Origin of the sequence: Shewanella sp. KT0246 (genome assembly GCF_019654955.1) — a bacterium.
In the GTDB taxonomy this organism is placed as follows: Bacteria; Pseudomonadota; Gammaproteobacteria; order Enterobacterales; family Shewanellaceae; genus Shewanella; species Shewanella goraebulensis.
In genome coordinates, this window is the sequence record NZ_BPEV01000009.1 from 14,399 (window position 1) to 35,609 (window position 21,211).

Below are 21,211 nucleotides of genomic sequence, written 5' to 3' on the forward strand. Positions count from 1 at the left end.
ACTCATCATAAGTAACTTAAAAAATTAAGTATTTTAATCATTAACTATAAATGACGCTGCTAGATTACTAGCATAAAAAAGCCAGTACGATATACGTACTGGCCTTTCATCACTTAAAATGAATGATGACATTCTAACCTTAGTGATTCATGATTTTTTTAAGCAAATACCATTCGCCACCACATCCCAGGTAAGCTCGTAAAACCAGTGGTGTAATGCTTGAGTTCTCCGCCTTTAAATACCATCACAGTAGGTGTGACTTGTACTGACCACTCTCTGGCTAAAAAGCTTTGCTGATCGTTAATCGTACTCAGGGTGTAACCTTTATCAGCTAAGAAGTGATTCAACCTGTCATCGCTACCAGAGCTCATCGCCACTGATACCACAGGATAATGCTCGCTCATTATATCAACGGCTGGAGTAACAAAATTGCACACTGGACACCAAGTCCCCCAAAAATAGACTAAAACAGGGTCTTCTTGGCTCATGCCCATCACATCAACTAAATTGCCATCCAAGTCCAAAGCGCTTATAGGCGGCAAAACTTCTGTAGGAATATCCTTGCCGCGCCACAAATCAACAGCGGTGGAAACAACTAAAAACAACAGCAACATTATGCCTAGTTGTTTTAAGCCGTTTAATCCTTTTTGAGTCCAAGTTTTTTTATCTAAATCTGCCATGTTCTATTATTCATACCAATGTGTTTACTGATGATGCTTCACTTAATTGATAAGACCGAGCATTATCTAATTTGTATTCAGTTCAACACATTAAAATTGATTAATTACCTGATGCACGCTCAATGGCAGCAAGTACTTGCTCAGTGGTTAATATCACTGGTAACTTGATACCTTCTGGCGCGTTAGGGCCATATACAACGTTAAATGGCACGCCAAAGCGACCATGGCTTTGTAAGTAATCAGTAATTGGCTGAGACGCCGTTGTCCAATCACCTTCAACCAAGGTTATGCTGTCTTGCTTTAACGCAGAATAAACAGGATCTTGAAGTATTACCCCAACTTTGTTGGCTTTACAGGTAATACACCAATCCGCTGTCACATCCACAAATACCGTTTTACCCTGAGCTACGCTGCTAGCAATATCGGTTTGCTCGAGTGGTGTCCATGCTAAATCTGTCGGCAGAGGATTTGACCAATCATCTGACGTAGCGAACGCGCCAATAGCAGCAATCATTAGCACCATGCTAAAGCTAGCAATCACAGCAGGTAGACCATAATGTTTAGCCATCAGACCAAAGAATATAATGACGAATAATGCCGCAACCACCCACAACACCACCACGCTGATAAAGCTAGATAACAAGCTGATTAACCACAAACTAGTTATCAATAACATTACCGAGAAGAACACTTTAACGATGTTCATCCAACGGCCAGGTTTAGGGAAATAGCGGGCAATCTGTGGGAACATTGCCACTAATATCCAAGGCAGTGCCATACCAATGGCTAGCGCAGTAAATATCACCACTAGACTCAATACATCCGCCCCTAATGCAAATGCGACAGCAGTACCTAAAAACGGTGCACTGCATGGTGTCGCTAACAATGTCGCAAACATCCCTTGCAAGAAGTGACCACGATGATCATTACCGCCTGTGGTTGCCAACTTAGTTTGCAAACTCGATGGCAAGTTAATTTCAAATGCCCCAAGCATATTAACTGCAAATACTGAGGTCACTACCACCATAAAGCCAATAAACCATGGGTTTTGGAATTGCACTCCCCAGCCAATGGCTTGACCTGTAAATTTAAGCGTAATAACAAAGGCAGCCAACAGCCAAAATGACACAATGATACCTAAAGCTGAGGCAATAAATTGTGAACGAATTTGATTTTTTTGTAGATCTGGCGCCGCAATGACTGAGCTAAGTTTCATGCCTAATACAGGTAATACACACGGCATGACATTAAGAATTAAGCCACCTATAAGGGCGAACAACATCATAGTTAGTAGCGAGCTACCTGCAGCTTCTATTGAAGTTGGCTGTACTCCAGTTTTATATTCATATGCACGCTGATTGTCGCTCACCGTGACATTAAGTTGTTTCTCTAATAGTTTTGGATCCCCTGACCAATTTGATACTTCAAATTGCGCCACCCAAGCATCACTGCCATCGGGTTGAGATTGACGAGTCACACCTATCGGGTTGAAGTTAGTCTCTTTATCGCCATCAACAATCACTTGTGGCCTGCGCCACTGGCTATCTAATACTGTGACTTGCAGTAATTCTTTAATGCTGTCCCAGCCAATGTTGATATTTTCTGCAGATGTTTTTGAATCGACCTGTTGCGGTACAGTAGAAACTGACTTGTTAAATGCGAACATCGCTTCTGTGTCAGCTGTAAGTTCGTCAGCTACAAAATCTAATTCAAGTTCATAGTCGGTTAATACACATACTGTAGTGCACGAAGACAAAGTGAATTTGCCTTTCAGAGCCGTATTCTGGTTAATATCGTCAACTTTCAGGTGAATAGGGAATACACCTTCGTGCTGATACCCCTGAGTTTTATAACCCATAATGGTATATTGCTGCGGTGTTGGCCATTGCCAATCCACCACATCAAGGTTAGACGACTCACTCCAATCTATTTTAGGCGCAATTCCGCCCTCACCCGGCGTACGCCAGTACATCTTCCAATCATCATCTAACTGAACATCTAAAATAGCCGGAACCGTTTGCGTGGTTTCATCTAATTCCCCCGTCAGCATAAAGCGCACTTTAACTGGAGGGTGATTATCATTCACAAGCCAACCTGTCGAGGCGGCATTGGCCAATGGAGTGATGCTTGCCAGCATCAACATCAAAGTAGAAAAAATGATCGTTTTGACAATATTCAACAAACTTTCCTTATATTGCCCTCATTCTGATCGAGCAATAAATACGGTTGTAAAATGACAATTAAAAAATGCGTTACCAAGGACATAGACGATGGCAGCTTAATAGACCGAAATAATGACAAAATAGTTCATCTAATGTCACTAAATTAGTGGATAAAGTGTAAATCTGTGAAGCGGTACTTTATTTATTGATTTTCATGACAACACACCCATTTCCCCCACTCTCATCTAACGCTGTATTTCTGACATAAACTGAAACAGGTTAAATATAGACATACGTTTGAATGATTGCTTTAATCGATTCAGGTGTTTTTGTTGTATTTCGATATTGTGGCCCCAAAGGCATAACTCATCTGAAGTTGAGACACCAAGGAAAGGCAAGACTCACTCATTTATCAATAAAATGAGACAACAATAATAAGGATAATTTTCCATGAAAGTAATGCATTTGAATAAACTCATGCTAGCTATTGGCGTTGCATCTTCAGTTTTTATCGCAGGTTGCGGCAATGACACTGACTACTCTCGCTCCCCTGAAGTTACCCCTGAACCTGAAGTCACACCGCCACTACAAGCTTTTGCGCCAGACGGGATGCTTAAAGCACAAATTCGCCGCACAGCCTATGGCGTTCCACATATTCAAGCCGACAACCTTGAAAGCTTGGGCTTTGGTAGCGGTTATGCTCAAGCTCAAGACAATTTATGTGTCATGGCTGACGGATTCGTAAAAGCAAACTCTGAACGTTCAATGTATTTTGGTCCACATGCCTCAATTGATTTTGCTACTGGTTTACCAACATCAGAAGATAACGGTAATTTAGTCTCGGATTTTGCCTACAAAGCATTAAAAATACGAGAAATGGCCGAAGCCCAGTATCCACAATTTAGTTATAACTCACGTGCATTAATGGAGGGTTTTAGCGCAGGCTACAATCAATTCCTAGCCGATGTTGAAGCTGGTGAGCAAGAAGCTGAGCCATTTTGTGCAGGCCAGCCTTGGGTAAAACCCATCGAAGGGGTGGATATTGCCAATTATTTATTTTCAATTGCCCTGCTCCCGGGCGCAGCAAACTTCTTAGATCTGATTTTTTACGCAAATCCTGGTGATGGCGAAGAATACTTACCTCGCATTGTTGGCCCAGCGCCTTCAGCTACTCAAACCGCGTTTATTCAAGATGTGAACAGTAAACTAATCGCTCGCGCTAATACCATTACTACCCCAGAAACTAATCCACGTGATTTAGGCTCAAACGGCTGGGGGTTAGGTAAAGATAAAACCGAAAACGGTAAAGGCATGGTATTAGGTAATCCTCACTTCCCTCATACGGGCAATCTGCGTTTTTGGCAATCTCATATCACAATTCCAGGTCAACTGGATGTTATGGGCGGCTCACTCGTTGGCATGCCAGGGCTAATCAATATTGGCTTTAACAAAGACCTAGCTTGGACACATACCTTCTCAACTGCTGAACATTTCGTGATGTATAACCTTGAACTCGTCAGTGGCGATCGCCTTCAATATCTCTACGAAGGTAAACCGATGCCGATTACCAAAGAAACCGTACAAGTCGTTGTGAATGGCGGTGCTGCGGGGATGCTTATTGCTGAAAAAGACATATACACTACAGCAAAAGGCCCGATTGTCGAAGCTCCAGCAGCCCTTGCCCCCTTTGGTTGGGATGACGGTCAAGCCTTTATGCTGCAAGATGCCAACATGGCTAACAAAGATCCTATCGATCATTGGTTCGCGATGAATCGCGCTAGTAATAAAGATGAGTTTCAGCAAGCATTTAAGAACTATGACGGAGTTATTTTTAATAACACCATGTACGCCGATAAAGAAGGTAATGCCTTTTACATTGATGACTCAACAGTTCCGGGCTTAAGTGACTTTGCCGTATCGTTACTTAAAACTAATCCAGATATTATTGCAGCCAGAGAGCAAGCTGGTTTTACGATTTTACCCGGTAATACTTCAATCTTTGATTTTGACGGACCAACACCTTATCACCGCGCACCAAAGCTTGAGCGTACTGACTTTGTGCAAAACTCTAACAACTCATTCTGGTCAACTAACCTAGCTGAACCATTAGAAGATTATTCACCAATGTATGGCAAGGAACGTGGCCAGTTATCACTTCGAACCCGTATGGCACTGACATTAATGGAAGATGCCGCTGGTGATGATGGTAAGTTCAATGTTGATGAGTTAGAAGCTGCAGCATTATCAAATCGTATTTACTTAAACGATCTGATATTTGCTGATTTAATCAGCCAATGTGACGCTCAAGGCGACACAGCTGTAATGGTTAGTGACACCATATCTAAGGACATCAGCTCTGCGTGTATGGCGCTAAAAGGCTGGAATGGCAAGCAAGATAACGACAGTGTCGGCGGCGCATTGATTCGTGAGTTTGCCCATCAGTTTGATCAAAACAGCATGTTAACTGTGCCATTTGATTACCAAAATGCGGCAATGACCCCCAATACATTAACCACTGACGGCAGTGCATTGGTTGCTCTTGCTCGTGCAGCTCTAAATGTCGAAGCTGCAGGTTTTAGTGTCGACGCGCCTATGGGCACAGTTCAGTTTGTTGAAAAATCACTACCTGATGGCAGCGCTTCGGGCACTAAACTTCCTTGGCCTGGCACTCACAATGCTGAAGGTGGATTTAATGTATTCTCAACCAGTTTGTCAGGCGATGATACCTTAATACCTCAGCATAAATACGCTGCTGTAATGGATGCCGTATCAGCTGCTCCGCTTTCTTCAGGCTTAACTGCAGAGGGTTACCAAATCCGTTATGGTTCAAGCTGGATGATGGCAGTAAGCTTTACTGACGATGGCCCAGTGGCCAAAGGAATTCTTACTTACTCAGAGTCTAGTAATGTCCTTAGCCCATCGTTTGCAGATCAAAGCGTACTGTATTCAACTGAAAAGCAGTTCCGTCCGTTGTTATTCACTGAAGCAGACATTGCAGCATCGGTTGAAAGCACCACAGAACTAAGCTTTCAAAAAGGTGAATAGCTTTCTGTTAACTCGTTAATAATCACTTAACTGCACCTTATATGCACCTTTAGCTGCATATAAGTTGTCATCGATACCAAAGCCCGCATTTTGCGGGCTTTATATTGATACAAGTACAGCTAAAAAGCTCAAGGCGTAATGGGAAAAACAATTTAAAACAACAGTGCCCCACTCAATTAAGCAATTCGCAATAAACACCAACAAAAACAACCTAAGCACAACCCGCAAGAAACACCGAAACCCCAAATAAGATACAAATAGATCTAAGGTTAACTCCGAGTTTACATCGGTATATTTTATTTGTAGCCCCTCATTACACATGGCTAAAATCTCGGTCAATTCCCAGTAAAGGGAATACATAAATAAGAAATGGGGTTCAATATGAAAATGTTTAAATCAGCTGCAGCTTTAGCTGTCGGTGTGGCGTTGCTTACGGGTTGCAACGACGAAACAAACAACTACTATCCAGGTGAACCAGCACCTGAAACAACAGATGTACGCATCGGTGCTTATAACTTGTCATTTGACAGAAGTACCTTTGAAGATCTTGTCGCTGAAATGGCGTTAACCGTCGCAGAGCAAGATGAATTAATGGAGAAATGGTTCGATGAGTCACTTAGCGACGAAGAACTAGCTGTGGCAGAAAAGGTTATTCAAATTCGCAACGTTGCAGCAATTATCCAAACTGAACGACCTGCAATCTTATGGATGGGTGAATTCAATAACGATGGGACAGCAGAAAGCCAACAAGCAATTCAAGGTTTCCGTTTAAACTACCTGACTGTGCCACAAAATGCGTTAGGTTCAACATCTGAAGAATTTGAAGCCCTTGAGCCAATACAATTTGGTTATTTTGAAAACTTCGCCACAAATACTGGCCTATTAAGTGGTCACGACTTGAACCACGATGGTAAAGTTGCCCTTCCTGATGATGCTTGGGGCTTTGGATTCTACCACGGTCAATATGCATTCAGCTTACTATCTCAATACCCAATTGATACAGATAACATCCGTACTTTCCAAGACTTCAAATGGAAAGACATGCCAGGTGAAACCAACCCAACCATCATTAACTGTGAAGACGAAAACAATCCGATCCCAGAAGGAAAGGCATGTGGTGATGAATGGTACAGCGCTGAGGCATGGGCAGAAAAGCCAATGTCATCTAAGAACCATGTTGATGCACCTATTATCATTCCTACAGCAGATGGCGATAAAGTCATTCACTTATTAATGTCGCACCCAACACCACCTATTTTCGACACTGTGACTGAAAACAACAAGTTACTTAACCGTGCTGAAATCAAATTCTGGGATGATTACACATCTGGTGAAGGTAGCTATATTTACGATGATGAAGGTAACAAAGGCGGTATCGATAGCGATGCATCATTTGTGATCTTAGGTGACTTGAATGCTGATCCAGAATCTGGAGACGGCTACTTAGATACCATCAAAGACTTAATGTACAGTGACCAAGTTAACCAACTTGCTACTCACGGAATTTACGCACCAAGTAGCTTAGGCGGACCAGAGTGTTTGTCTAACGGTGAATGTAAAGAAGAAAACTGGGGCACTAAGTACCCAGATCTTGTGACCAGCACATCTGGTTTACGCTTAGACCACGTTATCCCTTCAAGTGACTTGAATGTGACCGATTCAGGTGTATTCTGGCCAGCGACTTTCGAAGAAGGTCGTCTAATGATGAATGACGAGCGTGTAGGTAATTGGGGCGGCGGCGGAAAGTCAGTATCTTCTGATCACCGTTTAGTATGGATTAACGTAGAACTTTAATCCGTCAATAAGCTCAATAATTCAGACTAAAAACTGATACTAAAAAGCCCGCGATTTGCGGGCTTTTTTATTACCAATTTATATATTATCGAGCTATTTTATTCCCAAATCATTTTATGACTAGTTAATTTAGGGCTAGTTATTTTAGGACTAGAGATTACCTATCAGGCTTACGGAGCAAATTAGCTTTCATCCGCTTCCAGTTCTAGTTGCAATTTTTCTAGTTCATCTAAAATCCGTAAAAACTTTTGACCAAATTCAGTGACTTGATATTCCACTCTTGGCGGTATTTCATTAAATGTCAGTCTTTCTAAAATACCAAATTCAACGTTTCGCTTAAGGCATTCATTCAGCACTTTTGTGGTTAAGCCTTCAACATGATTAACCATTGCACCGGGACGATTAATGTCGTTTGCTAATAGTTGATACACGGTCAGTGACCACTTACATCCATAAATTGTTTCAACCATCCGCGCACTTTTTTCAGGCGCAGACCTTTTTGAAAATAACACCTTTGATTGTTTCATTATTCTCTTCCGATTAATGCGCACGTTAGTAAGCATGATGGCATCAACCACCGAACACAACATCCTCTTTATTCTCGAGCCATAAAGGATGTTTCGTCATCACTTTACTGAACATCTTGCTTTGCAAATAACGATTAAGCCAAGCTCTTAAATTGGGATATGGCGACTGTAGATACCATTGCCGCTCAACACGGGCAAACTGACGAATAAACGGCAATAGCGCGATATCAGCCAAGCTTTCTCTGTCTGCCATTAAATAACTGTGCTGAGACAACAACTTTTCTAACTGTTCGATATAGATTTCACATGCCTGTCGGCACTCAGCAATATTCGACTCACTATATCGTTTGGCGCATTTATAATTTTCTAGACAGCGTTTAAACTCACTATCAAATTGATAAATAAGCGTCAGCATGGCATCAAACGCTTCATCATTATCAGCACACAATAAATCATCAGGATCACCTTGAGTTAACGCCCAAAGCATCAGCTCGTAACTTTCTTCGATAACCTTACCGTTTGGGGTTACCACAACAGGCACGGTTCCCTTAGGTGAAGCCTGTAACATTTCAGCGGGTTTATCGCTCAAAACTAAATCACGCAGTAAAACAGCTTGCTGTGACTTATAAATTGCAATTCTTGCCCGCATTGCAAACGGACAATTTCTTAACGAATAGAGTACGGGTAAATCCATGATTTTATTCATTGTTGTGCTGTTTTCCCTACAACTTATATACGAGCTTACTAATTAATAATGTACTTTAACGATATTCATTAGCAAAATATACGGGTAACATCCCCTCACTAAAATTAACTGAGAACCTTTTAGAACATGAAATCGAAGATTGAATTATTAGCCCCTGGTGGTGATGTCGAAGCGATTAAAGCGGCCATTATTGCGGGTGCAGATGCTGTTTATTGCGGCTTAGATACATTTAATGCCCGTAATCGCGCTGCTAATATTTCCTTCGATCAATTGGTCGGGATCATAAGACTTGCCCATCAATACGATTGTCGAATTTTCTTAACGCTTAATATCGTCATTTTAGAGCAAGAGTTTAAGACTCTGATGAAGTTGCTGAATAAACTGGTTAATACCACTTTAGATGGCGTGATCGTGCAAGATATGGGACTGCTTTATGTATTACGTAAACATTTCCCGACCTTAGATATCCATGCATCGACTCAGTTAACGACTCACAATGCGGGTCAAATTCCATTTTTAAGACAACTTGGTGCAACTCGAGTTAATTTATCTCGTGAGCTAAATCTGCGGGAAATCACTACATTGGCAACCGTAGCTAAAGAGCATGACACTTTATTAGAAGTGTTTGTTCATGGTTCATTATGTGTCGCATTCTCAGGTTTGTGTTATTCAACCTCAGCTAGCGCTGGTAATTCAGGTAACCGTGGCCGCTGTAGCCAAGCATGCCGAGAAGAATACGAAACCACAGAATCGGGCAATAACTTTCCCCTGAACATTAAAGACAATTCGGCCTTTTTTGACTTACCTGCGCTTATTGATGCTGGGGTTTATTCGTTTAAAGTTGAAGGTCGTATAAAAGGTGCAAGTTACGTTCACACCGTTATTGATAGTTTCCGAAAGCAAATTGACGGCTATGTTGAAACAGGCGAGCTAACCCAAAGCGGCGAACGTTTATATAAAGTCTTTAACCGCGATTTCACCAATGCCTTCTTGCGCGGTGACTTAAACCAATCAATGTTTATTGATAACCCACGTGATAACTCTAAAAACCACTTGGTTGATCAACTTAAAGCCGACAAAGGCGAATCTATTTCAGTGGTGCAAATCCATGATGCGCAGCAGCAACTGCAACTCGATAAGCAGGCAATCAATGCATCGGTTGACGATAAAATAGCTCACTTAAGTATTGAGAAAATCAAACTCAAGTTAAGTTTTGCCAGTGAACAAGATAGGCCACTGACATTAACGGTCACCACTGAGCAAAACAGCAGCGACTTAGCTGATGCTGACACTAAAACAGTGATGTTTAGCTCAACAAGTTTAATGCGACCAAGTGAAAAATTAAGTGTTGATAAAGAAGCGATTGAAAAACGCTTTAAAAATATCAATAACGCCAACTATGAATTAGTTGAGCTTGAAACTGACCAACTTACCGATGGCATGAGTATTCCTTATCGTGAAATCACCACACTTAAAAATGAGCTATTAGCTTATTTAAATGACGGTATTGAAGTCATAGCAGAAGTGGAATTGCCAAAGCTTGAACGCCATGCAAAACCTGCTGAGCAAAAGCCTGCACTATCGATGCTGATTTGTGACGAAGAAGACGCCAAGCTTGCCGATGTGACTGAAGGGGATATTTACTTCAAGTTACCCGACGCTTACAAACGTGGTTGTACTAAATATGTCGATTTTCTGCAGCAAAATCCAAGATTAATCCCTTGGTTCCCGCCAGTACTTATTGGCAAAGACTACGATGTCGCGCTTAATATTTTAGAGCAAGTGAAACCACCACTTATTGTCACCAATAACACTGGTATCGCTTACCGCGCCCAACAGCTTGGCGTTAAATGGATTGCAGGGCCGTTCTTAAACACCACTAACTCTTATGCGTTATTAGCGATGAAAGAAGGCTTTGACTGCGCTGGCGCGTTTATTTCAAATGAAATTAACAAGCAACAAATTAAGCAAATCGCCAGACCAAACAACTTTAAAATGCTTTACAGCATTTATCACCCAATTTTATTAATGGCTAGTCGTCAGTGTTTCTTCCAACAAAGTGTTGGTTGTGAAAAACCGCGTATTGATAATGGTTGTATGTTGTCCTGTGATAAGTCCACCAGCATCAAAAACCTCAAAGGCGACTCATTTGCCATTGATAAACAAAAGGCAGGTTACCCAAGTATTTATAATCAAGATCAATTTTTAAATACTGAGATTATTGACGATTTAAGCCATATGTTTGATGGCTTTATGATTGATTTAACCAACATTGGTGCAGGTGATAGAGAGTCTCCAGATAAGGTTGAACTGATTAAGCAGTTTGAAGCCTTACTCGATGGGCAATTTAATGCCAGTGATACGTTAGCCAAAATGGTGCCAGAGTCTACTCATCTGCAATACCAAAATGGTTTGTAAGTCTGACTGCATTATGACTTAGCATTCAAGATACTATCTAGCCCTGCTTATATTTTGCAGGGCTTTTTTATGCTCATAACAAGCTGAAAAATTTAAATTTAACGCTAACCAATACAAAAACTGCAACAAATTGTATCACCAAGCGTTTACTCATTTATTCATTAAGTCCATTTAAACACTTGTTTAAATTAAGGTTTTTATACTCTTTAGCATATCATCCTAAAAAACAACTCTAAGCAGTTGTTTTAGCTACTTTAAATCTCATTAAGTTTGCATTACATTCTTGATACATTTTGAGGTAAACATCACATTTAACTCATTTTTGCGACATCAGCAGTTAATAATAAGAAGAACTATGAACAGTCATACTGCAAGCAATAAAGAATATTTATTTCCATCAGATACCCCACTCGTTTCCAGTACCGATCCCAAAGGGGTTATTACCCATTGCAACCAAGCTTTTATCGATACCAGTGGTTATAGCCGCGAAGAGCTCATTGGTAAACCGCACAACCTAGTGCGCCACCCTGATATGCCTGCAGCCGTTTTCGCCACCATGTGGAAAACGCTTAAAGCAGGAAAGGTGTGGATGGGGCTAGTTAAAAACCGCCGCAAAAATGGCGATTACTATTGGGTCAGCGCGTTTGTCACCCCAGTATATGATGGCAAAACCTTAGTGGGTTATGAGTCAGTTCGAGTTAGCGCCGAACCATCAGAAAAACAGCGAGCGGCTAAGGCTTATTCACGGATTCTCGCAGGGAAATCAGCAGCCCCATTAATGACTCAGCTAGGTCATCATCTGGCAAAAATACTGCCAATTGTTCTACCTAGCCTAGCGCTGATGGGATACTTTGGCTTTCAAGGCAATCACACTGAGTTATTTGCAACGCTGGCAACAGCTTTGCTTAGCAGCTTATGGAGTCTTAAACAGCAAGCTAGTCATTGGCAACAACTACTGAATATCAGCCCTAAATCGTTCGCAGATGTTACCGTAGCCCAAACCTACTTTGACGATGTCGGCATGAGTGCTCAAGCAAAGCTTGCCTTTATCAGCGAAATGGCAAGGTGCCGCACTGCGTTAACTCGCATTAACGAGTCGGTTTCTGGTTTAGGTGACATCTCCAATATCAGTAAAACCCAAGTCGCCGTAACTCAGACCTCCGTAGAACAACAAGGTATTGCCACACAACAGATTGCTTCAGCTATCACCGAAATGTCTCAAGCGATTCAAGAAGTTGCCCAAAAAATTGAAGAAAACTCTCATAGCGCTGAAAACGCCATTCAATTTGTGGATGCAGGTTCAAAGCTGGCTGATGAATCCTTGTCATCAATTCATCAACTCAGTCATACCGTCGACAGTATTGCTGTTACCGTTAAGGAATTAGCTGACTCAACCGCTGAAATCGGTCAAGCCGCTAATCTCATTTCATCCATTGCAGATCAAACCAACCTATTAGCGTTAAATGCTGCTATTGAAGCGGCTCGCGCGGGTGAGCAAGGCCGCGGTTTTAGTGTAGTTGCTGATGAAGTTCGCGCCCTTGCATTAAAAACTCGCGAATCAACCGACCAAATTCACAGCGTCATTAACCAGCTCTCACAAAGAACTACCAGCGCTGTAGAAATGTCGACCCAAGGTGAGCTTGCAGCAAAACACGGTGTGGAAGTCGTTGAAAATACCCGTAATGCCCTGAATGAAATTAAAGATGCGGTGGTTAATATTACCGATATGACCTTTCAAATGTCCTCTGCTGTCGAAGAACAAAGCGCCGTGGCCGAACACATTAACCAACAGATTATCGATATCGCAGACGGCGCATCTGAAACTGCCAATGCAGCGCATAAGTCGCTTACAGCGAGTGAATCACTTGAAAACACTATCGGCATTTTTCATTCGCTGATAAGACGATTTAGAGTTTAAAAGTTTGGTGCGCGGCGCTCTACACTCCCCCGTGAGTGCTGCGCATCAAGCTTTCTTGTTGTATTAATATAACCCTTCCCTACAGCCCTAGCACTATGATGACCGAGTCGTTATAATCCCAGTCTTAATGCAGACCCATCTCTTTCAAACCTAGGAGCTATTTTTGGCACACACTTACATCCCATTAGATGCATACAAGCGCAAGTGGATTTTTAACCATAAAGATTTACCTGTGTTAGATACAGATAAAGCGTTAATCAAGCCACTTACCGATAAGAGTGCAATGACTGTCTGGAATCAATGGATAAGTAATAAGTGTAATCGTGCTGAATTATTCTCTAAAGGTGACTGGGCGGCCAAACAAGACGCTTGGAAACAAACTGAACATTGGCAATCAGCTTGGGATTCAGATGACAATACGCTACTAGAACCTATCGCTGAATTTATCGATTGGGACGACGATACCCAAGTATTCTTCTGCTACGAAAAATATCAAATTATTGAAACCACTTGGGCGGTGTTTGCCCGTAATTGGAAAGCATTTTTGTTTTTCGATGACGGTCCAATCCTGATTGCTCCCAAGAAAAAACAAGCAATCATGTTTGAACAAAATGGACAATATAAGCTAGGGATGCGCAGCTAAAAACCGATTAGCCACGTTTACTCAAACTTATCAACGTGGCAAGGGCCTGTTGGTCTTTCAAGGTTATTTTTGCAGCGAATTGTTATCCATTTATACAAGGCAGAGACTTTGTGGTGTAGTTATTCTACATAAAAAGTCGATAACGCAGTAAAAATGGACAACAAACGCTGCCCAAAGGGTTCGACTAAAAGTGTTTTACTCTTTGTTGGATGAATCTTTTTAAATAAAGAAGTGCTTAGATGACTAGGCATCAATCCATCCGCCTTAATTAAAACGCTTTCATTTCGAACAAAACTTAACCAGCAAAGATCAACAGGCCCTATCAATACAATTATAAAAAGAGTCCCTCTATGAAAGCATTTTCAACAATCGCTCTAACCGCTGTTCTTTCAACAAGTTTATTTTCATCGGCGCTAGTACAAGCTAAAACCGTATCAGGTGTCGAACTTGAAGATAACCTCACAATCGCAGAGCAATCTCTTGCATTAAATGGCGCAGGTGTTCGCAGTAAATTCTTTATGGATTTGTATGTTGGCAGCCTCTATATCGCAACGCCAGCAACCGATTTAACGTCTGTATTAGTACAACCAATAGCAGTTGTTCGCCTTAACATCACCTCAGGTATGATTACCTCAGATAAAATGGTCGATGCCATTAACGAAGGGTTTGATAGCGCAACTGACGGTGACATTAGTCCAATACAAGCTGAAATCACTCAGTTTATGGGCCTATTTACTGAAGAAGTCAGCAAAGGTGATCAATTTACCTTTGTCACTCATAAAGGTGCTGGCGTAACCAGTTTTAAAAACGGCGTTGAACAAGCCACTATTGAAGGCGAAGCATTTAGACAAGCATTGCTGAAGATTTGGTTAGGTGACGACCCTGCTCAAAAGAGCCTACGCAAGAATATGTTAGCGAATTAGCCCTAGCTATTCTTGCAATAAAAAAAGCGACCTAATGGTCGCTTTTTTTATTGTTCACAACAATCGAATTATTTGCTGATTAAAACTTAATATCGAACGCTAAACCAATTGCGGCTTGATTATCAATTTCATCGGTAACGTCTGGTTCGCTGAGTTCCATTTCACTATTGAAGAAGTATCCGCCATAAGCATTAATCGTGGCTTTTTTACTGATATTCCAGCCAGCACGAGCAAAGGTAACCCACTCTTCCATTTCGATGGTTTGTTCGTTATCAGATATCAAGAAGCGCTCTGAGCGGCGTGAGGTTCCCACTCCAAAATCCCACTTCTCGTTCATTTTATAAGATAGCTCTAAACCAGCAGGGCCACTGAAGCCTGCTTCAAATGGGTTCCCTAAGGTTAACTTATCAGTGATTTTCCAGCGAACGGCCAAATATGGCACAGTTTTAACTTCTGAAATATCATTAAGATATGCCACACCAAAGCCGAGCATGTTGCCAGACTCAAAACGATACATCGCCGAGCCAACTACACCATAGCTTTGTGCATCTGAAGATGATGCGGTATTGGCATAAGAATATTGCAGCTTAGGCGCAACCATAAACATCCAATTTTGATTTGGACGGTAAATCAGTGACAAACCTGCACTGTACTTATTGATTGAATTCCAAGGCGTGACTTGGCCGTTCAACACACCGCTATCGATGTTTTTAAAACCATAATCTAAATTGTCGTAGCCAATATTAGCGCCGATCATCCACTCTTTGTTGATAGGCATCGCACCCGATAACTTTAAGCGCCAAACATCACGTTGTAACTCTGCGTTAGTGTCACCCACTTGGGCTGAGTCTGTGGAGGTGCGCGAGACATGAAACTTAAACGGGGAGTAATCTCTCGCGATAACTTGAGGAGCAAGGAGAAGTCCAGCAAGCGCTGTTAACTTAACCACTTTTATAACAGAACTTACATCAAGCTGATTAGCCTGGAACAAGCTTGGAATAACCTTCATTAACTGCTTCCTTTCTCATTATTATTGTGGTCGAAATGATTAATACTCAATAGCAAAAGGTAATACCAAGGCACTACCAATTTGGATCACAATTTCAATATATTATGAGATATTACACAGTTTTAGCATGACACAAAAGCACTGATTTATATTCAAATCTTAAACATGGTGAGCCGTTAAAAAGAGGTTGACGCTATCGTTTATATATTGCTCTCGATCTGCAATTAAATCGCTCACATCTAAGCCTAGTTCTAATCGAAGTTTTACCTCACCAAACAACATTAAACATAACCTCACGGCGCAGTCATGCGGTTTTTCAAAATAAAAAACGCCTTGTTTATTTACTTCCGCCAAATACTCACTTAATAAGCCCAATATGTGTTTTGGGCCAGCATCAAAATAAAGCTTGGATAAATTCGGGTGAGTTTCAGCATGAGCCAAACAGGTTTTAAATACAGCAACGACTTCATCACTAATGATTAGCTCACCAAACTGGTGCGCAAAGGTACGAATTGTATTTTCAGGATTTGTCGCGTCTTCTAGTAAGTTGCCCGTTAACTGATGAACAACACATTTAGATTCGATAGCAGCAATAAACAACTCATCTTTAGAGCCATAGTGAGAATAAACCGTTTGCTTTGATACGCCTGCCTTCTTCGCCACCATATCCATACTGGTGCTCGGAAAGCCTTGAACACAAAAAAGCTCAATGGCCGATTGCAGTATCGTTGCTTTTTTTTGCTCACTTCTTGTTCGCGGCAAGTCATGATTACATGTCACTGGAATATCAGAAATTTTGCTCATAAACTCTTCTTTTTTGTCTCAACAGGCGCACGTTATCGCTTTACAACTAAACAACAAGCATAACATTTAATCACAAATTAGACTGGACAGTCTAGTTTTTTGACCATAAACTAAGCCTAAAATGGACTAGACAGTCTAGTTTTAATTATTGAGCATCACACAGATGTCATTCGCAGGTCAATACAATAGCTATGATTTGCCTTGGAAGTTGCATTAGCAATAGGAATGTTCCCATGAAAACAGCGACGCGTTCATTATCCGCACTCAGTATTGTCATTTCATTTTTGCTGCTAAGTGGTTGCGGCAATGATGAAACCATCTCAACGCCTACTGTGGCCGTGCCGAATGTCATCACCCAACCCCTACGGTTTAATTCAAGTTATCAACATCAGCAAGGTTACACAGGCATTGTCCGCTCAGCTGATACCACAGGTGTAGGGTTTGAACTTGCTGGCAAGCTGAGTGACATTATTGTCGACAGCGGTGACGCTGTGGTTAAAGGGCAAAAGCTTGCCACCTTAAACACCCAATTACTTGAAGCTGAGCTGCAACAATTAAGTGCATCACTGCAACAAACCCAAGCGGATTTAGATTTAGCCCAAAGTAACTTGGAACGCTCCATTGAGCTCAAAAAAAAGCAGTATGTTTCTGAGCAGCAATTCGATGAAACCCAGCAGCAAGTCGCTAGTCTTTTAGCCAATCAAAAACGCCTTAAAGCCTCGCTATACGCCACAGAACTTAAACTTGAAAAATCAACGTTAGTGGCTCCATTTAATGGCACCATCAGCAAACGTCATCATAATTTAGGTGAAGTGATCGCTTTAGGTAGCCCAGTGTTTACCTTAATCGGCACAAATCAACAGCAAGCCTATATCGGTGTTCCGCATAGCGTCGCTCAAACGCTTAAATCAAACCAAGTCGTCGATATTCGCATTGGAGACCAAATCCATAAAGGCTTACTCGCTGGTATTAGCGCCGAAATAGATCCTATCACTCGTACAGTTCAATTACGTATCGACTTACCCAACAATAGCCAAGTGATTAATGGCGAAATTGCCTACCTTGAGTATCAACAACAAATTGCTGATGCGGGATATTGGGTACCAATATCATCTCTTACCGACGGTGTTAGAGGCTTATGGAATGTCTTTGTGGTCACGAAAAATGAACAAGGACAAGCCCGAATAGAACGCCGAGACGTTGATATTTTATATACCACAGAAAAACAAGCTTACATCAATGGTGCGATTCAAAAAGACGATGTAATTATTACTCAAGGCTTGCATAAACTGGTGGTAGGACAGCGTGTAAATCCCACTTCTGAGACTGTGGCGAGGTCATTATGATTAAGGCCTTTGTCGAAAACGGCAGACTCGCCAGTCTTATGATTGCATTACTATTGGTGGCTGGTTTAGGCGCTATTAGTAGTTTGCCTCGCACAGAAGATCCCACCATAACCAATCGCTTTGCTTCGGTTATTACCCAGTACCCTGGCGCTTCAGCTGAACGTGTCGAAGCGTTAGTCACTGAAGTATTAGAAAATGAGCTGCGCCGCCTAGAAGAGCTAAAGCTGGTTCAATCCACTTCCCGTCCTGGCATTTCAGTGATTCAATTGGAGTTAAAAGACACGGTACTTGATACTGCTCCCGTATGGTCTAGAGCCCGAGATCTCATTGCAGACAGTAAATATCAACTGCCCACATCGGCGCAAAATAGTTTACTGGACGATCAAACAGGCTATGCCAACACTGCCATTTTAGGCTTGGTATGGAACAGCGACACCCCCATCCGTACTGATGTGCTAAACCGCTACGCTAAAGAATTACAAAGCAAACTTCGGGTATTAAACGGCACTGACTTTGTAAAATTATCAGGCACACCTGATGAAGAAATATTAGTAGAACTTGATGGCAATAAAATCAGCCAACTCAAGTTAACCCCAGCAAGCATTGCAAGCATTCTGTCAAACGCTGACAGTAAAATTTCAGCAGGTGAAATCAATAACGCCACATTTAAAGCCTTAATTGAGGTATCCGGTGAGCTAGATTCCATTACTCGGGTCAGCGAAGTACCGCTAAAAATTGATGCAAGCGGCCAGATTATTCGCCTTGGTGACGTGGCTAATGTCAGTCGTCAACCGAAAACCCCTGCAACCAGCATCGCATTAATTAATGGCGAACCTGGGGTACTAGTGTCGGCACGTATGATTGATAATAACCGTGTTGATAAATGGCAAGCTCAAGTGAGTCAGGTAGTTGAAAGCTATAGTGCAAACCTGCCTGCCAACATTGATGTGCAATGGCTATTTGATCAACAAGGTTATACCAGTGTTCGTCTTGGCGACTTAGTCATCAATCTGATCCAAGGATTTTTGATCATTCTTTTTGTACTTATGTTAACACTCGGGCTGCGTAACGCCGTTATTGTGGCGCTATCACTACCACTAACTGCGCTCTTCACACTTGCTTGCATGAAATACACCGGCTTACCCATCCATCAAATGTCAGTCACAGGCTTAGTGGTTGCTCTTGGGATCATGGTCGATAACGCCATTGTGATTGTCGATGCCATTGCCCAGCGCCGCAAGCAAGGGCTAACCAAGCTTGAGGCTGTTAGTAAAACCTTGCATCACCTTTGGTTGCCTTTAGCTGGCTCTACTATCACCACGATGTTAGCTTTTGCGCCAATTGTACTCATGCCAGGCGCTGCTGGTGAATTTGTTGGTGGCATTGCTATTTCAGTCATGTTCGCTTTGTTAGGGTCTTACCTCATTTCCCACACCATTATTGCAGGCCTTGCAGGACGCTTTAGTCAAGATAACGAGTCCATGGCTTGGTACCAAAAAGGCATGGCCTTTCCTCGCCTAGGACACGCTTTTAAAGTCAGTTTACGCTTTGGCTTATCAAAACCCTTACTCACAGCCATACTCATCGGAATATTACCGGTATCGGGCTTTTATGCTTCGACTAAAATGACCGAACAATTCTTTCCGCCTTCAGACCGAGATATGTTCCAAATTGAAGTCTATTTAGCGCCTCACGTCAGCCTAGATAACACCCTTAAACAAGTTAAAAGCATTGATGAACGTCTTGAGTCGATTGACGATGTTGAAATGATCACTTGGGTGGTTGGCGGTAATACACCTTCGTTTTATTACAACCTTACCCAACGTCAGCAAGGGGCAACAAACTATGCTCAAGCTATGGTGAAAGTCACTGATTTTAACGCTGCCAATAGATTGATTTTATCGCTGCAACAAGAATTTGATGCTGACTTCCCTCAGGCACAAATCTTGGTCAGAAAGCTTGAGCAAGGCCCGCCATTTAATGCACCAGTAGAACTGCGGATCTATGGCCCGTCATTGGATACATTAAACCAGTTAGGCGAGCAAGCACGTGGCTTACTGATGGACACAGAGGATGTGATTCATACCCGTGCCACCTTGAGTGCAGGATCACCTAAAGTCTGGTTAAAAATAAACGAAGATGCCAGCTTAATGAGTGGTCTCAGTTTATCTGATATCGCTAAGCAAATAGAAATGGCGACCACAGGTATTATTGGCGGCAGCATTTTAGAGCAAACGGAGTCATTACCTGTTCGAGTTAGGCTTGCTGATACGTCTAGAGAAGAAGCAACGCGTCTAGCAGAGCTTAACTTAGTCTCTAGCCAAGGAGACACCATCCCGCTTTCAGCGGTATCACAAAACCAAATTAATGTTAGCCGTGGCGGTATTCCTCGCCGTAACGGCGAGCGAGTGAACACGATAGAAGCATACATTATCAGTGGAGTTTTACCCGGTAAGGTGCTCAATGACGTCAAAACAAGGTTAGAACAAATTGAGTTACCGTCTGGTTATCATCTTGAAATTGGTGGTGAAAGTGCCAAACGAGACGAAGCCGTTGGTAATTTACTGTCCAATATCGTTGTGGTAGTGACACTGCTATTGGCCACTGTAGTGCTATCGTTTAACTCATTTAGATTAACCGCCATTATCTTACTCAGTGCCTTCCAGTCTGCTGGGCTTGGCTTACTAGCCGTTTACCTGTTTGGTTATCCGTTCGGCTTTACCGTCATCATTGGCTTGTTGGGCTTAATGGGTCTGGCAATTAACGCTGCTATTGTGATTTTAGCTGAATTAGAAGATGTACCAGAGGCTCGATTGGGCAATAAAGACATCATTATTGCCTTAGTGAGTGGCTGTGGCAGACACATTGGATCAACCACTATCACCACCATTGGCGGCTTTTTACCCTTGATCATTGCTGGCGGTGGATTCTGGCCACCCTTTGCCATTGCAATTGCGGGCGGCACATTACTAACCACCATGCTGTCACTTATTTGGGTACCCACCATGTACCTTATTTTAATGAAGAAAAAACAACAGAATTCTGAAATATTGTCGCCCGTACAAGTTTAATATAATCAACTACTAACCATCAAAAAAAACGACGCATTAATGCGTCGTTTTTTATTATAGAATCGCCAATTACACATTCACGAATTTACTCAATCTAGACATGATCTCAATCAAGTCATCTTGGTCTTATTTACTCTAGATTGGAGTGACCTTTAATTCGGAAAC

14 protein-coding genes are annotated in these 21,211 nt (G+C 42.0%); 8 read left to right on the forward strand and 6 right to left on the reverse strand.

What is annotated here, in order from left to right; genetic code table 11:
* Positions 1 to 158 precede the first annotated feature (158 nt).
* Both K5Q58_RS05960 and K5Q58_RS05965 read right to left on the reverse strand, forming a co-directional pair.
* Positions 159 to 680, reverse strand: coding sequence for a protein disulfide oxidoreductase (locus K5Q58_RS05960; protein WP_220753048.1), 522 nt, complete (start codon positions 678 to 680; stop codon positions 159 to 161).
* A gap of 100 nt (positions 681 to 780) precedes the next feature.
* Positions 781 to 2,859 (reverse strand): protein-disulfide reductase DsbD, encoded by a 2,079-nt coding sequence (locus K5Q58_RS05965; RefSeq protein WP_220753049.1) that lies wholly within the window; start codon positions 2,857 to 2,859, stop codon positions 781 to 783.
* Between the two features lie 442 nt (positions 2,860 to 3,301).
* On the opposite strand from K5Q58_RS05965, the gene K5Q58_RS05970 reads away from it, so the two are divergent.
* Both K5Q58_RS05970 and K5Q58_RS05975 read left to right on the forward strand, forming a co-directional pair.
* Positions 3,302 to 5,887, forward strand: a complete 2,586-nt coding sequence (locus K5Q58_RS05970; RefSeq protein WP_220753127.1) for an acylase — start codon at positions 3,302 to 3,304, stop codon at positions 5,885 to 5,887.
* 381 nt (positions 5,888 to 6,268) lie between these two features.
* Positions 6,269 to 7,681, forward strand: coding sequence for an endonuclease/exonuclease/phosphatase family protein (locus K5Q58_RS05975; protein WP_220753050.1), 1,413 nt, complete (start codon positions 6,269 to 6,271; stop codon positions 7,679 to 7,681).
* 182 nt (positions 7,682 to 7,863) lie between these two features.
* Here the strand turns inward: K5Q58_RS05975 and K5Q58_RS05980 are convergent, their stop codons facing one another.
* Together K5Q58_RS05980 and K5Q58_RS05985 are read right to left on the reverse strand one after the other, a co-directional pair.
* Complete coding sequence (locus K5Q58_RS05980; protein WP_220753051.1) at positions 7,864 to 8,208, reverse strand: helix-turn-helix domain-containing protein; 345 nt, start codon at positions 8,206 to 8,208, stop codon at positions 7,864 to 7,866.
* A 43-nt stretch (positions 8,209 to 8,251) separates the two neighbouring features.
* Positions 8,252 to 8,914, reverse strand: a complete 663-nt coding sequence (locus K5Q58_RS05985) for a glutathione S-transferase (protein ID WP_259651255.1) — start codon at positions 8,912 to 8,914, stop codon at positions 8,252 to 8,254.
* Positions 8,915 to 9,040: 126 nt separating this feature from the next.
* Here K5Q58_RS05985 and K5Q58_RS05990 point away from each other — a divergent pair, with 126 nt between their 5' ends.
* From K5Q58_RS05990 to K5Q58_RS06005, 4 genes are all read left to right on the forward strand, one after another.
* Entirely contained in the window at positions 9,041 to 11,332 is a 2,292-nt protein-coding gene (locus tag K5Q58_RS05990; RefSeq protein WP_220753052.1) for a peptidase U32 family protein, read from the forward strand.
* Positions 11,333 to 11,687: 355 nt separating this feature from the next.
* Positions 11,688 to 13,250: a PAS domain-containing methyl-accepting chemotaxis protein gene (locus K5Q58_RS05995; RefSeq protein WP_220753053.1), complete on the forward strand. Its 1,563-nt coding sequence runs from the start codon at positions 11,688 to 11,690 to the stop codon at positions 13,248 to 13,250.
* 163 nt (positions 13,251 to 13,413) lie between these two features.
* Positions 13,414 to 13,893, forward strand: a complete 480-nt coding sequence (locus K5Q58_RS06000; protein WP_080916282.1) for a DUF2947 domain-containing protein — start codon at positions 13,414 to 13,416, stop codon at positions 13,891 to 13,893.
* Positions 13,894 to 14,243: 350 nt separating this feature from the next.
* Positions 14,244 to 14,816, forward strand: a complete 573-nt coding sequence (locus tag K5Q58_RS06005) for a chalcone isomerase family protein (RefSeq protein ID WP_220753054.1) — start codon at positions 14,244 to 14,246, stop codon at positions 14,814 to 14,816.
* 79 nt (positions 14,817 to 14,895) lie between these two features.
* On the opposite strand, the gene K5Q58_RS06010 is transcribed toward K5Q58_RS06005, so the two are convergent.
* On the reverse strand, positions 14,896 to 15,825 hold the full coding sequence (locus tag K5Q58_RS06010; protein WP_220753055.1) for a DUF6268 family outer membrane beta-barrel protein: 930 nt from the start codon (positions 15,823 to 15,825) through the stop codon (positions 14,896 to 14,898).
* 159 nt (positions 15,826 to 15,984) lie between these two features.
* On the reverse strand, positions 15,985 to 16,629 hold the full coding sequence (locus tag K5Q58_RS06015) for a TetR/AcrR family transcriptional regulator (RefSeq protein WP_119969031.1): 645 nt from the start codon (positions 16,627 to 16,629) through the stop codon (positions 15,985 to 15,987).
* 233 nt (positions 16,630 to 16,862) lie between these two features.
* On the opposite strand from K5Q58_RS06015, the gene K5Q58_RS06020 reads away from it, so the two are divergent.
* Together K5Q58_RS06020 and K5Q58_RS06025 are read left to right on the forward strand one after the other, a co-directional pair.
* Positions 16,863 to 17,975: an efflux RND transporter periplasmic adaptor subunit gene (locus K5Q58_RS06020; RefSeq protein WP_119969032.1), complete on the forward strand. Its 1,113-nt coding sequence runs from the start codon at positions 16,863 to 16,865 to the stop codon at positions 17,973 to 17,975.
* Positions 17,972 to 21,046 carry an efflux RND transporter permease subunit gene (locus K5Q58_RS06025; RefSeq protein WP_220753056.1) on the forward strand — a complete coding sequence of 1,025 codons (3,075 nt, stop codon included), beginning with the start codon at positions 17,972 to 17,974 and terminating at the stop codon, positions 21,044 to 21,046. Before K5Q58_RS06020 ends, K5Q58_RS06025 begins: the two co-directional genes overlap by 4 nt.
* Positions 21,047 to 21,211: the final 165 nt, after the last annotated feature.

What these genes read in the sequence shown, in the direction of transcription:
- K5Q58_RS05985 (WP_259651255.1), bottom strand. Translation starts at nt 8,914, where the DNA reads ATGAATAAAATCATGGATTTACCCGTACTCTATTCGTTAAGAAATTGT.
- K5Q58_RS05970 (WP_220753127.1), top strand. Translation starts at nt 3,302, where the DNA reads ATGCATTTGAATAAACTCATGCTAGCTATTGGCGTTGCATCTTCAGTT.
- K5Q58_RS06010 (WP_220753055.1), bottom strand. Translation starts at nt 15,825, where the DNA reads ATGAAGGTTATTCCAAGCTTGTTCCAGGCTAATCAGCTTGATGTAAGT.
- K5Q58_RS05980 (WP_220753051.1), bottom strand. Translation starts at nt 8,208, where the DNA reads ATGAAACAATCAAAGGTGTTATTTTCAAAAAGGTCTGCGCCTGAAAAA.
- K5Q58_RS05990 (WP_220753052.1), top strand. Translation starts at nt 9,041, where the DNA reads ATGAAATCGAAGATTGAATTATTAGCCCCTGGTGGTGATGTCGAAGCG.
- K5Q58_RS06015 (WP_119969031.1), bottom strand. Translation starts at nt 16,629, where the DNA reads ATGAGCAAAATTTCTGATATTCCAGTGACATGTAATCATGACTTGCCG.
- K5Q58_RS06005 (WP_220753054.1), top strand. Translation starts at nt 14,244, where the DNA reads ATGAAAGCATTTTCAACAATCGCTCTAACCGCTGTTCTTTCAACAAGT.
- K5Q58_RS06025 (WP_220753056.1), top strand. Translation starts at nt 17,972, where the DNA reads ATGATTAAGGCCTTTGTCGAAAACGGCAGACTCGCCAGTCTTATGATT.
- K5Q58_RS05960 (WP_220753048.1), bottom strand. Translation starts at nt 680, where the DNA reads ATGGCAGATTTAGATAAAAAAACTTGGACTCAAAAAGGATTAAACGGC.
- K5Q58_RS06020 (WP_119969032.1), top strand. Translation starts at nt 16,863, where the DNA reads ATGAAAACAGCGACGCGTTCATTATCCGCACTCAGTATTGTCATTTCA.
- K5Q58_RS05975 (WP_220753050.1), top strand. Translation starts at nt 6,269, where the DNA reads ATGAAAATGTTTAAATCAGCTGCAGCTTTAGCTGTCGGTGTGGCGTTG.
- K5Q58_RS05995 (WP_220753053.1), top strand. Translation starts at nt 11,688, where the DNA reads ATGAACAGTCATACTGCAAGCAATAAAGAATATTTATTTCCATCAGAT.